The 14,279-nt window shown below is 71.6% G+C and carries 11 protein-coding genes; 7 read left to right on the forward strand and 4 right to left on the reverse strand.

What is annotated here, in order from left to right:
* Positions 1-72: 72 nt before the first annotated feature.
* Entirely contained in the window at positions 73-2,751 is a 2,679-nt protein-coding gene (locus FHU30_RS47520) for an MFS transporter (RefSeq protein WP_308211501.1), read from the reverse strand.
* 111 nt (positions 2,752-2,862) lie between these two features.
* On the opposite strand from FHU30_RS47520, the gene FHU30_RS43365 reads away from it, so the two are divergent.
* The 3 genes from FHU30_RS43365 (at position 2,863) to FHU30_RS43375 (ending at position 7,837) form a co-directional block, all read left to right on the forward strand.
* Positions 2,863-3,633 carry a TetR/AcrR family transcriptional regulator gene (locus FHU30_RS43365; protein WP_253883556.1) on the forward strand — a complete coding sequence of 257 codons (771 nt, stop codon included), beginning with the start codon at positions 2,863-2,865 and terminating at the stop codon, positions 3,631-3,633.
* A 224-nt stretch (positions 3,634-3,857) separates the two neighbouring features.
* Positions 3,858-6,938: an alpha/beta fold hydrolase gene (locus tag FHU30_RS43370; RefSeq protein ID WP_253883557.1), complete on the forward strand. Its 3,081-nt coding sequence runs from the start codon at positions 3,858-3,860 to the stop codon at positions 6,936-6,938.
* The gene (locus FHU30_RS43375) at positions 6,935-7,837 is read left to right on the forward strand and encodes an ABC transporter permease (protein WP_253883558.1); all 903 of its coding nucleotides are present in this window, start codon (positions 6,935-6,937) and stop codon (positions 7,835-7,837) included. The genes FHU30_RS43370 and FHU30_RS43375 overlap by 4 nt, the downstream gene beginning before the upstream one ends.
* 704 nt (positions 7,838-8,541) lie before the next feature.
* Here the strand turns inward: FHU30_RS43375 and FHU30_RS43380 are convergent.
* Positions 8,542-8,931 carry a thioesterase family protein gene (locus FHU30_RS43380; protein WP_253883559.1) on the reverse strand — a complete coding sequence of 130 codons (390 nt, stop codon included), beginning with the start codon at positions 8,929-8,931 and terminating at the stop codon, positions 8,542-8,544.
* Positions 8,932-9,133: 202 nt separating this feature from the next.
* Here FHU30_RS43380 and FHU30_RS43385 point away from each other — a divergent pair, with 202 nt between their 5' ends.
* Positions 9,134-9,409 (forward strand): DUF397 domain-containing protein, encoded by a 276-nt coding sequence (locus FHU30_RS43385; RefSeq protein WP_253883560.1) that lies wholly within the window; start codon positions 9,134-9,136, stop codon positions 9,407-9,409.
* 3 nt (positions 9,410-9,412) lie between these two features.
* On the opposite strand, the gene FHU30_RS43390 is transcribed toward FHU30_RS43385, so the two are convergent.
* Complete coding sequence (locus tag FHU30_RS43390) at positions 9,413-10,279, reverse strand: helix-turn-helix domain-containing protein (protein WP_253883561.1); 867 nt, start codon at positions 10,277-10,279, stop codon at positions 9,413-9,415.
* Between the two features lie 386 nt (positions 10,280-10,665).
* On the opposite strand from FHU30_RS43390, the gene FHU30_RS43395 reads away from it, so the two are divergent.
* On the forward strand, positions 10,666-11,295 hold the full coding sequence (locus FHU30_RS43395; RefSeq protein ID WP_253883562.1) for a hypothetical protein: 630 nt from the start codon (positions 10,666-10,668) through the stop codon (positions 11,293-11,295).
* 107 nt (positions 11,296-11,402) lie between these two features.
* Positions 11,403-11,741: a hypothetical protein gene (locus FHU30_RS43400; RefSeq protein ID WP_253883563.1), complete on the forward strand. Its 339-nt coding sequence runs from the start codon at positions 11,403-11,405 to the stop codon at positions 11,739-11,741.
* A gap of 45 nt (positions 11,742-11,786) precedes the next feature.
* On the opposite strand, the gene FHU30_RS43405 is transcribed toward FHU30_RS43400, so the two are convergent.
* Positions 11,787-12,836: a serine hydrolase domain-containing protein gene (locus FHU30_RS43405; protein ID WP_253883564.1), complete on the reverse strand. Its 1,050-nt coding sequence runs from the start codon at positions 12,834-12,836 to the stop codon at positions 11,787-11,789.
* Positions 12,837-13,028: 192 nt separating this feature from the next.
* On the opposite strand from FHU30_RS43405, the gene FHU30_RS43410 reads away from it, so the two are divergent.
* A complete protein-coding gene (locus tag FHU30_RS43410) occupies positions 13,029-14,267 on the forward strand; it encodes an IS256 family transposase (protein ID WP_372503872.1) in 1,239 nt (412 codons plus the stop codon).
* The last annotated feature ends 12 nt before the right edge of the window (positions 14,268-14,279 follow it).

Raw genomic sequence — 14,279 nt, forward strand, 5'->3', positions numbered from 1 at the left:
CGCCTGGCCGCCACCCCGGCGGGACGGACGGCCAGGACCCGGGGCCGCCCCGCACGACGGCCCCGGGCGGCCTCACTCGACGGGGTAGCCGAGACGGAGGTCGTGGCCGTCCAGGCTGCCGCCGCCCAGGTTGAGCCCGGTGGCGACCGGCGGGTACCCGGACGCGATCACCGTGTACCGGCCGCCGGTCAGGTCGGTGAAGGCGTACTCGCCGTCCGGACCGGTGGTGCTGACGGCGGCCACGTTGCCCGCCGCGTCCACCAGCGTGACCCGCGCCCTGCCGACCGGGAGGCCCGCCTCGTCGCGGACGACGCCGCGAACGTGCACGCCCGCCGGGAGCCGGACGTCCTGCCGGGTCTGCCCGGTGTCGGCGGCGACGACCTGGAGCGCGGCCGGGCGGTGCCCATCGGCGCTGACCGCGATCGTGTAGGTGCCCGCGACGACGTCCCTGAACTGGTACTCGCCGTTCGCTCCGGTGCGTCCGGTGCCGACGACCTCGCCGCGGACGTCGGTGACGACGACGGTCGCGCCGTCGATCGGGCCGCCGTCCGGGCCGGTCACGGTCCCGGCGAGGCCGCCGTTCCCGGCGAGGACGATGTCGAACTCGACCGGACGGTCCCCGACGGCGAGCGTCGCGGCCTGCGGCTCGTGCCCGCCGGTCGCGGCGATCAGCACGTACGTGCCGGGGCCGGGGGTGGCGAGCGCGTACCCGCCGTCCGGCTGGGTGAGAGCGCGTCCCAGCTGGCGTCCGCCGACGTCGATGAGGGTCAGCGCGGCGGACGCGACGGGCGAGCCGTCCCCGCCGCGCACCACACCACTGACGGTCGCACCCTGCGCCGCCGACACCGTCGCCGGGACAGCCTGCGTCGCGGGGACGGCCTGCGTCGCGGGGACGGCCTGCGCTGCGGGGACGGCCTGCGTCGCGGGGGCGGTCTGCGTCGCGCCCGCAGCGCGTCCGTTAGAAGCGGCTAGCCCGTTCGCATGCATTCCGTTGGAAGCGGCGAGCACTCCGTTGGCGGGAAGGCCGTTCGGAGCCGTTGCGGACGCGAGGCCGTTCGCGGACGTGCCGTTCGTCGCGCCAACGCCGACGAGCTGGCGGTCGTCGCGGGCGTGGCGTCCGGACGTTGGGACCGGGGCGTCTGCCGTAGCGGGGTCGGCAGACGCACCCGGGGTCTGGTCGGCGCGGCCGGCGGCGGTGCGCAGCGGCAGCTCCTTGAGGAACAGCACCACGACGAAGCCGACCGCCGCGACGGGGACGCCCACCAGGAACACCGTCTGCAGCGACTCGGTGAACGCCTCCAGGACGATCCCCTTGAACGGCTGCGGCAGGTGCTGGACGGCCTCGGGCGTGCCGAGCGAGGCGCCGCCGCCCGCGGGCGGGGTGACGTGCGCGGCGGCCAGGCCGTCCGCCAGGTGGTGGGTGAGGCGGTTGTTGAGGATCGCGCCGAACGCGGCGGTGCCGATCGCGCCGCCGAGGTTCCGGAAGAACGAGACGCCGGACGTGGTCGCGGCGAGGTCGGTCATCGCGGCGGCGTTCTGCGCGGCGAGGATCATGATCTGCAGGGTGAGGCCGAGGCCCGCGCCGAGCACCGCGATGTCCGCGCCGATGACCAGCTTGCTGGAGTCGACGTGCAGCCGCGACAGCAGGAACATCGAGCTCGCGACCAGCGCGAGACCGACGACCGGGAACCACTTGTAGCGGCCGAGGCGGGTGACGATCTGGCCGGACCCGGTGGAGGTGACGAACATCGCCGCCACCATCGGCAGCGTCATCAGGCCGGAGTGCGTGGGCGACATGCCCTTGACGATCTGCAGGTACTGCGGCAGGTAGATCATCGCGCCGAACATCGCGACGCCGACGGCGAGCGAGCCGATCGAGCAGAGCACGAAGGTCGGGTTGCGGAACAGCCGCGGCGGCAGGATCGGCTCGCGGGCCGCGCGCTCGGCGAACACCGCGCCGATCAGCAGGACGAACGCGACCGCGCCGAGGATGTAGGTCCACTTGGAGTTCCAGCCGAACTCCTTGCCGCCCATGGTCAGGATCAGCATCACGACGGTCGCGGTGCCGGTGATCGTGAACGCGCCGAAGATGTCGATCCGGGTGTCCCGCTTGATCTTCGGGAGGTTCAGCACCTTCTGCATGACCAGCAGCGAGATGATCGCGAGCGGCACGCAGACGTAGAAGCACCAGCGCCAGCCGAGCCCGTCCGCGTCCACGATGAAGCCGCCGAGCATCGGCCCGGCGACGGTCGCGACGCCGAACACCGCGCCCATGTAGCCGGAGTAGCGTCCGCGCTCGCGCGGCGTGACGACGTCGCCGAGGATGACCTGCGCCAGCGCCGAGACGCCGCCGACGCCGAGGCCCTGGAACGCGCGGGCGGCGATCAGCTGCCCGATGTTCTGCGACAGCCCCGCGCCGACCGACGCCAGGACGAAGATGACCAGCGCCGACTGGAACATCAGCTTGCGGCCGAGGATGTCCGACAGCTTGCCCCACAGCGGGGTCGAGGCCGTCATCGTCAGCAGCGACGCGCTCGCCACCCAGGACAGCTGGTCCTGGCCGCCGAGGTCGCCGACGATCGTCGGCAGCGCGGTGCCGACCACCGACGTCGAGATCATCGTCGTCAGCATGGCCATCATCAGCCCGGAGAGGATCTCCAGGATCTGCCGGTGCGAATAGCGCACCGGCGCCGGCACCTGCCCGGCCGCCGCAGCACCCGGACCCTGCGGTACCACGCCCGCCTGAGCCACTCTGCCCCCTCATCAATTACCTGTGTTTTGCATATATGCTATGTAGACGCTCGTTTACTTGCAACCTCCGGGATACTGGAAGCGACAAGGATCACGTTGGAGCCGGGAGCAATGACCCAACTCACCAGCGACACCTCCGGCGGGCTCCCCGACCGGGACGGCCCGGACCAGGTCGGCGACGACACAGAGCGGCCCGGCGAAGGCGCAGGACAGGTCGGCGAAGGCGCGGGACAGGTCGGCGACGACACAGAGCGGCCCGGCAAAGGCGCGGCGCAGGTCGGCGACAGTGCGGCGCAGGCGGCCGGTGAGGACTGCGCGGGGCAGGGCGTCCGGAAGCGGGACCGGGAGGCGACGCGGCGGCGGCTCCTGGACGCGGCGCGCGACCTGTTCGGGGAGCACGGCTACGACAACGTCACCGTGCGGATGATCGCCGCCGCGGCGGACGCGAACGTGGCGCTGGTCAACCGCTACTTCGGCTCGAAGGCCGCGCTGTTCGGGGAGGTCCTCGCCGGCGAGTCCGCGCTGCGCGAGGTGATCACCGCGACGCCGGACGCGGCGCTGCTGCCCCGGAGGCTGGCCGAGCACGTCGTCCGGCAGATCCACCGCGTCCCGCCGAGCCCGCTCGTCCGGATGCTGGACCGCTCAGTCGGCAACCCCGAGGTCCAGGGCATCCTGCGCGACCACATGGACGCGGTGCTGGTCGCCCCGCTGGTCGCCAAGCTGGACGGCCCCGACCGGCGGGTCCGCGCGGGTCTCGCCGCCATGGTGATCATGGGCGGCGGCCCGGTCCGGCGGATGCTCGACATCGCCGACCTCCGCTCGGCCGACCCCGAGATGCTCACCCACCGCCTGGCGAGCATGTTCGCCTCCGCCCTCGCCTGACCCCGGGCGGACGGAGCCGTCCTCCGACGCGAACGGCCCAGCGCGCGTTCTCCCCGGGAGGTCGCGAACGGGGCTCGGCGCGCCTTTCCCAGGTGGTGGCCAAGTGGCCGGGGCCGCGTCCTGCTTGAGGAGGACGGGGCGGGCGGCGCTACCGCACCGGGCGCACGGACGGTCTGGACCTCTGACGGACCGTCGGAGCTCGGCGGGCACGTAGTCTGCCGGATATGCGGACGGCAGGGGGCTTCGTGCGGCGCTGGACGGCCCTGCGCGGCCCGGGACGGCGCTGGGCGGCCGTCGGCGGGGTCGCGGCACTGGTGGCGGCGGGCGGCCTGGTCTACGGGGTCGCCTCGGACGGGCCGCCGGTCAGGTCGTCCGACCAGTGGATCTCCGTGGTGGACGGTCCGCGCGACGACCAGCACGTCCGGCTGGACACCGCGTTCTACCGTCCGGCCGGGAGCGGGCGCGCGCCCGCGATCCTGCTCGGGCACGGGTTCGGCGGGACCAAGGACGACGTGCGCGCCGAGGCGCGGCGGCTGGCGCGCGACGGCTACGCGGTGCTGACCTGGTCGGCGCGCGGTTTCGGCCGCTCGACCGGGCAGATCGCGCTGGACTCCCCCGACTACGAGGTCAAGGACGTCCGGCAGCTGATCGACTGGCTGGCGCGCCGTCCCGAAGTGCGGCTGGACGGCCCGAACGACCCGCGCGTCGGCATGACCGGCGAGTCCTACGGCGGCGCGATCGCGCTGATGACCGCCGCCTACGACCGGCGCGTGGACGTGATCGCGCCGCGCATCACGTGGAACAGCCTCCCGAACGTGTTCTTCCCCAACGCGAACGGCCAGGGCCCGGAGTCCGGCGTCTTCAAGAAGCTGTGGGCCGGGCTCTTCTTCACCAGCGGCTCCAATGGGACGGCCTGCGGGCGCTTCCTTCCGGCGCTGTGCTCGATGTACCAGCAGGTCGCGGAGTCCGGACGTCCTACGCAGGAGGCGGTGCGGATTCTGGCCGCGTCCAGCCCGGCGTCGGTGGCGGACCGAATCCGGGTGCCGTCACTTCTCATCCAGGGACAATCCGACTCCTTGTTCCCGCTGGATCAGGCGGATGCGAACGCGAGCGCGATCGCACGCAACCATTCGCCCGTCCGAAGCGTGTGGTATCAGGGGGGACATGACGGCGGCGACCCCGAAACCGACCGGCTGGAGGGCTATGTACGCGACTGGTTCAACGCCTATCTGAAAACCGGCAAGTCCGGCGGCGACGCAGGCCGCGCGAACGGCGACGGCTCGGCGGGCGATAGGTCGGCGGGCGACGGCTTCACCGTGACGCGCGCGGGCGGGATCGACTCGTCCAGCCAGAAGGTGGTCGTGCGCGCCGCGTCCACCGGGACGTATCCGGGGTTGTCGGCGAGCCCGCGCACGCTTCCGCTGCGCGGGGCCGCGCAGACGGTCAACAACCCGGCGGGCGGCACCCCGGCGTCGATCTCCGCGCTGCCCGGCCTCGGCGGCCTGGACGCGCTCGGCTCGATGGGCGGCCAGCTCATGGGCGGCGGCGGCCCCGGCGGTGGTGGCGGCGACGGGGGCAGCGGCGGCAGCGGCGGCGGCTTCGCCATGGACGTCCCGGGCCAGTCGGCCACGTTCGACACGCCCGCACTCACGTCGCCGGTCCAGCTGACCGGCGCGGCATCCGTGCGCCTCAAGGTCACGGGCATGCCGCCGGACGGCGCGTCCCTGTTCGCCAAGGTCTACGACGTCTCCCCGGGCGGCGGCGCGACACCGGCCCGCCGCCTCGCCGCGCCCTTCCACGTCCCCGCCCCGAACCACGCAACCGGGCCACAAAACACCGGCGCGCCCACCAACACGGCCGCCCCGAACAGCGCGAACGGACCGAACAGCACGGCCGGCCCGAACAGCGGGAGCGGGCCCAACGGCGCGAACGGGCCCCTCGGCGCGAACGGGCCCCTCGGCGCGAACGGGCCGAACAGCGCGGGGGCGCCGAACGGCGGGAGCGGGCTCAACGGCGGGAGCGGCGGGAGCGAGGCGTCCGCGGCGAACGACGTGACCGTGACGCTGCCCGCGATGGACTACCGGTTCGAGGCGGGACACCGGATCCGCGTCGTGGTCTCGACGACCGACATGGGCTTCGCGACGCCGACCCGGCCCGCGACGTACACGGTCGCGGCCACGTCGGGGATCACCGTGCCGTCCGTTCCGTCCCTGCGCACCCCGGCGGCGCCGCTCCCCGCGTGGGTGTGGGCGCTGCCCCTGGCAGCCGCCGCGATCGCCGCGGGCATCCTCGTCACCGGCCGCAACCGGAAACCGACCCTCGCCCACACGCCAGGCGCGCCGCCGGACGAGTCGTCCCAGGTCAACGGGCACGCGCAAGCCGAAGCGAACGCCACGGCCGTGCCGGCCCAGACCAACGGAGACGGCGAACTCGCACTGGCGCAAGCCCGACCGCTCGCAAACGGCCGCACTCCGGTCGGGCGCGGGAGCGACGATCGCTCGGCGGCTGACGCGTCCGGCGCCGACACGGCAGCGGACGCCTCCGGGACCGGCGCGACAGCGGGCGAGTCCGAGGGCCGCGCGGCGGCGGATGTGCCGTTGGAGATCACTGGGCTGACGAAGGCGTACTCGAACGGGTACCGGGCGGTCTCGGATCTGTCGTTCCGGGTCGAGCGGGGGCAGGTGCTCGGGCTCCTCGGTCCGAATGGCGCGGGCAAGACGACGACGTTGCGCATGCTGATGGGGTTGATCCATCCGGACGCGGGCGAGATCAGGATCTTCGGGCACCGGGTGACGCCGGGCGCGCCGGTGCTGTCGCGGCTCGGTTCGTTCGTCGAGGGGCCGGGCTTCCTGCCGCACCTGTCCGGACGGGACAACCTCGATCTCTACTGGCGCGCGACGGGACGTCCGGCCGGGGCGTCGCACCTGGACGAGGCGCTGGAGATCGCGGATCTCGGCGCGGCGCTGGACCGGGCCGTCCGCACGTACTCGCAGGGCATGCGGCAGCGGCTCGCGATCGCGCAGGCCATGCTCGGCCTGCCCGACCTGCTGGTCCTCGACGAACCGACGAACGGGCTCGACCCGCCGCAGATCAGGGAGATGCGCGAGGTGCTCGTCCGGTACGCCGCGTCCGGCCGGACCGTGATCGTGTCCAGCCACCTGCTCGCGGAGGTCGAGCAGACCTGCACGCACGCGGTGGTGATGGCGGGCGGGCGGCGCGTCGCGGCGGGCCCGGTCAGCGAGATCGCCAGCGGCGGGCGCCGGCTGGAGGACGCGTTCCTGGAGATCATCGGGGAGGGATCATGACCGTGCACCTCAACGGCGACGCCGTCGCGGCCCGCGCGGCGGAGGACACCCCGAATCCGGACGGGTCGTCGGCCGGGTATTCGGTCGGCCGGACGCTGCCGCTGCGGGTCGAGGCGGTCCGGCAGTTCCGGCGCAGGCGGACGCTGCTCGCGTTCGCGATCCTGCTCGTCCTGCCGTGGGTGCTGGTCGCCGCGTTCGAGATCGGCGGCGACCCGTCCCGGCAGGGCGCGCCCGGACTCGTGGACGTCGCGACCGCCGGCGCGCTGAACTTCGCGCTCTTCGCGCTGTTCGTCTCGGCCGGGTTCCTGCTGGTCGTCGCGGTGGCGCTGTTCTGCGGCGACACGGTGGCGAGCGAGGCGGGCTGGTCGTCGCTGCGCTACCTGCTCGCCGCGCCCGTCCCGCGCGCGCGGCTGCTGCGGCAGAAGCTGGTCGTCGCGCTCGGGTACGCGGTCGTCGCCGTCCTCAGCCTGCCGCTGATGTCGCTGGTCGCCGGGACGGTCGCGTTCGGCTGGCACGACGTGCGGCTGCCGACCGGCGGCACCGTGCCGGTCGGCACCGCGCTCGGCCGGATGGCGATCGTCGTCGCGTACGCGCTGGTCAGCGAGCTGGTCGTCGCGGCGCTGGCGTTCCTGCTCTCGGTGCTGACCGACTCCCCGCTCGGCGCGGTGGGCGGCGCGGTCGGGCTGGTGATCGTCAGCAACATCCTGGACGCGGTGACGGCGCTCGGCGGCTGGCGCGACGTCCTCCCGACGCACTGGATGTACGCGTGGACGGACGCGCTGCAACCGCAGATCCAGTGGGCCGGAATGATCAAAGGCGCGGCGGTCTCGGCCTCCTACGCCGCGGTCCTGCTGGCGCTGGCGTTCCGCCGCTTCCGCAACCGCGACATCGTCTCCTGACCGATTCTGACCGGCATCGAATAATGGACGTCCCGAACCACCTGTCCAGGGCGGCAACGGACACGCGAAACGGCCCTCGGAACCCTGACGCTGCGCGACGCCTCCGCCACACAAAGCACGCCCGGCTTCCGCAAAATCGGTCGAACGGGCAGAGGCCGTCGCATAAGCTCATCGAACCTCACGTTCGGCGGACACGTCGAACAAGGTGAGCGCGACATCGGCTCGATCGAACGGGTTAAACCCGGCCCGACGGGGGAGATGATCACCATGGCACGGCAGCAGCTCGTCAAACGCCCGCGACCTCCACGTCAACCGAGCCCGCTCGATCTCAGGACGCCCACGGGACGCCTCCTGCCGTACTGACCCCAAGCCCTCCGCCTCCCGCGGACGCGCAACGCGAAGCGCCGGGCTCCTCTCGACCGGAGGAGCCCGGCGCTTCGCCGTCTCCTGTTCGCTATCCGCGAACACACCACCCCGCACCCGCGGACGTGCACCGGCCAGCGTCCGCCGACCGGCGCGCACCTGCTGGCGTGCACCCGCCACCATGCACCCACCGACGTGCACCCGCCACCATGTACCCACCGACGTGCACCCGCCGACGTGCACCCGCCGACGTGCGCCGGCCAGCGTCCGCTGGTCGGCGCGCACCTGCTGGCGCGCACCCGCCACCGCGCAACCGCCACCGCGCATCCGGAACCGGTCGGCTACGTGGACGTGTCGGCCAGTCGGGACATGAACGTGTCGCGGTTCACGATGGCGCGGCGCACCTTGCCGGTGGCGAGGAGCGTCCCGTCCGGCGCCGTCGCGCGGACGTCGAACAGCGCTCGCCTACCGTCAAGTTCGGTCAGCTCGGCGGCCACGATCACGCGCGCGCCCACCGGACTCGCCGCGAGGTGGTCGATCTCCACGTGCGTCCCCACCGAGGTGTCCGCCGCGACCAGCTGCCCCAGGAGCAGCCGCACGGTCGCCGCCTCGAACAGCGCCACCAGCCGCGGCGTGGCCAGGACGGGCACGTCGCCGCTCCCCACCACCTCGGCCGTGTCCTCAAGAGCCACCACGGCTTCGAGCTCGGTACGCAGACCCGCTTTCGTCATAGCCATAACCTGCCCACTTCGCAGCCGAAAGCTCGCCCCAACCGACAGGTATCTGTGGCGCGGCGGCAACAACGGCAACGTCACGTGCCGGTCACCACGGTGAGAGCTTGGTTGCTCTATGCTCTGCCTCAACTCCGGAGAGTGATAACTCGTCGCTCTCCGACTCATGCTTGTCGAGAGAGCAACTTCCGAGGGAGCCGGCGTGAACAGCACATCTACGTCCCGCTTCGCCGCTGGTTCCGGTTTCGTCGCTGGTTCCGGCTTCGCCGCTGGTTCCGGTTTCGCCGCGGGTTCAGGTGACGACGATCCGCGGCGCGTGTTCCGTCGGAGTTCGCGGTGCGGATGCGAGTCGAACTGCGTCGAGGTCGCCTACTCCGGACCCGGCCTGATCGCCGTCCGGGACACCAAGCGCGGGCCGGACGGTCCCGTCCTCTCGGTACCGGCGCGCCTGATCAGCGCGCTCAAGCAGCGCGGCTGACCGTCACTTCCACACCGTGTCCGCGATGCGGGCGACGCACGCGGCCGACGCGTCCGGATCGAGGGCGTGCGCGTGCAGCTGCTCCCACGACAGCCGGTACAGGTGCGCGACGTCGTCGGTGTGCACGCGGCTGCCCCACACGCTGTCGATGTAGACCGCGTCCGGGAAGGTCACGTCGTAGGCGGGGGCGAACTCCAGGATCGTGAACGCCTCGCCCATGACGGGTCCGTGGAAGCCGTCCAGCGGGAGGACGCGGAGCTCGACGTTCGGCAGCCGCATCAATTCGAGCAGCCGCTGGAGCTGCCGGAACATGACCGAGGCGTCCCCGATCGAGCGCAGCAGCACCGACTCGTCCACGATGCCGCGGAAGTCGATCGGGTCCGGCCTGGTCAGGACGTCCTGCCGGCGCATCCGCATCTCGACGCGGCGGCGGATGGTGCGCGGCGAGTCGGCCGTCACCAGGCCCGCGCTGCGCAGCGTCGCGGCGGCGTACGGCTCGGACTGGACGAGCCCGGGCACCGTGAAGACCGAGTAGCACAGCGCCGCGGACGCCTCGTCCTCCAGCGCGACGAACTCGTCGAACTCCGGCGACGTGGCGAGCCGCCGCCCGGACCACCAGCCCGGCTCGGTCGCGGCGTGCGCGAGGGCGAGCAGCTCGCCGCGGTGGTCCTCGTCCACCCGGTACAGCTCCAGCAGCAGCCGGACGTCCGAGACGCGCGCGCCGATCCGGGCGTTCTCGATGCGGCTGAGCTTGGACGCCGACCAGTCGAGCGCGGACGCGGCCTCCTCGCCGTTCAGCCCGGTCTGCTCGCGCAGCCGCCTCAGCTCGGCCCCGAGCCTGCGGCGGCGGACGGACGGAACAGCGGCCACGTGCGGAACGACCTTCTTCCCGGATGGGAATTGCCGTGCAACTTGCATTTTCCGCCGGGTCGCTCCTGCCGTCCAGACACGCGGGCGAACCGCATCACCGGAATCGCGCACTCAACCCGATGTCCGAATGATATGCGGACGTTGGCTGAAAGGTAAGAAAATACTGCTTCCGCACGGGCATCTGGCCGTGCATCTTGCACGACGGCGAAAGCCCTGTCGATACTACGAATACCTCCTCTGGCCGCGAGGCCAGTGCCACCGCTCCGCGTTCCCGGGTTCCGCACCGGTCCGCCGGGACCCCAGGTCCGCACCGACGCGGCCGCGTTTTCCCTTCCTGTCCGCCGGACAGGTGACGGCCCGTGGGGCCGAGGAGATGGAGGCTCTTCATGGGGAGCATCGACCCGGTGCACAGGAGCATCCTGGCCGTCGACATCGAGCGCTCGACGGTGGATGTCCGCACCAACCCGATCAAGCTCGAACTCCGCGCGCAGGTCTACCGCATGCTGCTCGGCGCGATGGCCCACGCCGGGGTGGACGCCTGCTGGTGCGAGCCGTTCGAGGACCGCGGCGACGGCGTCCTCGTGCTGATCCGGCCCGTGGACGAGCTGCCCAAACCCCGCCTGCTGTCCCAGCTGATCCCCGAGCTCGCCCGCGCGCTCACCGACTACAACCGGGCGCTGCCGCCGTCCGAGCTCGCCCGCCGCGAGCTGCGGCTGCGGGCCGTCCTGCACGCCGGGGAGGTGCATCTGGACGAGAACGGGTACTGCGGCGAGGAGGTGGACGTGGCCTGCCGACTCCTGGACGCGCCGAGCGTGAAGCGCTGCCTGCGCGCGGCCCCCGGACCGCTCGTCCTGGTCGTGTCGCAGGAGATCTACTGGGGGATCGTCCGGCACGAATACGACGGGATCGGTCCGGACACCTACCGTCCGCACGTCTGGGTGAACGTGGGCGGACGGCGCAGACGGGGCTTCGTGCACGTACCGCCGGCCCCGCGCGACGAGGCCGTCCCCGCGTGATCTTTTGCCCGTGTTTGGCGGACCACAAGTACTTTGCTCGGTTCTGAGGTTAGGTAACCCCGTTTCGGACGCATCCTCCCCATGAGGGCCGAAGGAGGCGAGGTCTCATGGGACACCGACGGACCGAGGGCCTGAACTGGCCGCTTCTCGCGGGGATCGCGGCCGCGGCGGCGATGGTGGTCGCCGCGGTCCTCGCGCCCTGGCGCCAGCACAGGCTGGCAGGCCATGGCCCCGCGCAGCACGGCCAGGTGGTCTACCGCAGTCGGCCCGTCCGGCGGTCGCGCGCCGCACGGGTCGCCCGGATGGCGCAGGCCCGCGAAGAACGCGAGGCCAAGGCGGCCCACAGCCGGTTCTCCATCAACTGGCCGCTGGCCCTGGGCATCGCCGCCGCCCTGTTCCTGCTCTGGCTCTGGTGGTGGTCGGCCACGCGGGGCGGCCCGGGTTGATCCCGCGCGCCGGGCAGACCGCCCCGCGTGACCTGGTAGGCCGCCCTACAGACCTTGAAGGCCCTCGTAGGCGGCCATGATCATCTCCATGCCCCGGCCGTCGTCGCCCGGCTCGCGCATCTGGTTCGTCACGTACGCCATGACCAGGCGGTTGTCGGGCTCGACCAGCATCATCGAACCGCCCCACCCGCCCCAGCCATAGGTGGTTCCGAACAGTCCGTATCCCAACCCGTAGCGCACCCGCATCCCGAGCAGGCGGTCTTCGCCGCTGAACTCCTCAACCCAGGCCCGCGCGCATCCCGCGTCCGAAAGCAGCCGAACCCCTCGTGCCGCTCCCCCGCACGCCATCACCGACTGGACGAGCGCCACCGAACGCGCGTTGCCGAACCCGCTCGCCGCCGGGATCTCCGCCCGCCGCCAGCCCACACCGTTCCCGTCCCGCACCCGAATCCCGCCGACAGCAGCCCCGGGCGCGCTCGCGGCATAGTCATCGTCCTTGCCCGATGGCGGCACGGTCACCGCCACGCGCCGATCATGCTCGGCGCCCAACCCGATGTGGAAGTCCGCGCCCAGCGGCCCGGCGATCTCGTCCGCGAAGAACTCCCCGAGCGTCCGCCCGGTGACCCGCCGGACGACCTCACCCACCAGGAACCCCTGCGTGATCGAGTGGTACCCGGCCGCCGTCCCCGGCTCCCACTGCGGAGCCTGCGCGGCGAGCCGCCCCGTCGCGGACGCCCAGTCGAACAACTCCTCGACCGTCCCGTCCCAGTCGGGAAGCCCCGCAGTATGCGAGAGCAGATGCCGGACGAGCACCTTCTCCTTACCGGCCGCAGCGAATTCCGGCCAGTACCGAGCAACCGGCGCATCCAGGTCGAGCAACCCCCGATCGGCCAGGACGAGCGCGCACAGGGCAGTCATCGTCTTGGTCACCGACCACACATTGACGATCGTGTCCCGCTCCCACGGGACGGCCCGCTCCGCGTCCGCGAACCCGCCCCACACATCGACCACGGGCTCCCCGTCCACAAAGACGGCCACCGCTCCCCCGACGTCCCCCGCGTCCAGCAAGGCCCCCAACGCATTGGGAACCGCCACAAAAAGATCATCGTACGAACCTCGAACCTCACCCATACAAAGCATTGAGGCCCCACCCCCGCCCCAACACAACCGATTTTCCACCGCCCCTAAAGATGGGACTGTAGAAATTTCGGTGTAACTCCTGAGGTGTAGGAGACACCTGTGACGAACGTGAGCAAGCCGGTTGATGGCGGTGAGTCCGCTGGTGAGGTGCCTTCGGCTGTGGCTGGGCAGGTTGCTGATCTGGTGGCGCAGTTGCAGGCGCAGGGTCTGCCGGTGTCGGGTGAGGGTGGGTTGCTGCAGCAGCTGACCAAGCTGGTGCTGGAGTCTTCGCTTGAGGGCGAGCTGGACGCTCATCTGGGCTATGCCAAAAACGATGCCGCTGGTCGCGGCAGTGGGAACTCCCGGAACGGGAAGCGGTCCAAGACGGTGCTGACCGAGGCGGGTCCGGTCCAGATCGAGGTGCCGCGGGACCGGGACGCCTCGTTCGAGCCGCAGATCGTGCGGAAGCGGCAGCGGCGGTTGGACGGGATCGACGGCATGGTGTTGTCGCTCAGCGCGAAGGGGCTCACGACGGGTGAGATCTCGGCGCATCTGGCCGAGGTGTATGGCGCGTCGGTGTCGAAGGACACCATCTCGGCGATCACCGACCGGGTGCTGGAGGGCATGGCCGAGTGGCAGTCGCGTCCGCTGGACGAGGTGTATCCGGTGGTGTTCATCGACGCGTTGCGGGTGAAGATCCGGGACGGCCAGGTCGCCAACCGCCCCATCTACCTCGCCCTGGGCGTCACGGTCGACGGGCAGCGCGACTTCCTCGGGCTGTGGGCCGGTGAGCACGGTGACGGTGAGGGCGCCAAGTACTGGCTGCGTGTCCTCACCGAGTTGAAGAACCGCGGTGTCAAGGACGTCCTGATGCTGGTCTGTGATGGGCTGAAGGGGCTGCCTGACTCGGTTGCTGCGGTCTGGCCGCAGACCGTGGTGCAGACCTGCGTGGTTCATCTGCTGCGCAACAGCTTCGCCTATGCCGGCAGGCAGGACTGGTCGAAACTCGCCAAGGATCTCAAGCCCGTCTACACCGCCCCGACCGAGGCCGCGGCGTTCGACCGGTTCGCCGAGTTCTCCGAGAAGTGGGAGCGCAAGTATCCCGCGATCGTCAGGTTGTGGACCAACGCCTGGGCCGAGTTCGTGCCATTCCTGGCCTTCGACGTCGAGATCCGCAAGGTCATCGCCACCACGAACGCGATCGAGTCCATCAACGCCCGGCTCCGCCGGGCCGTGAGCGCCCGCGGCCACTTCCCGACCGAGCAGGCCGCGATGAAATGCCTCTACATGGCGCTCATGGGACTGGACCCCACCGGCAAAGGCCGTGGCGCCTGGGTCCGCCGCTGGAAGCCGGCCCTCAACGCCTTCGACATCCACTTCGACGGCCGCCTGACCAGGAACAACTAACCCATCCAAGAT

It is taken from the genome of Actinomadura rupiterrae (assembly GCF_024172125.1).
GTDB lineage: Bacteria > Actinomycetota > Actinomycetes > Streptosporangiales > Streptosporangiaceae > Spirillospora > Spirillospora rupiterrae.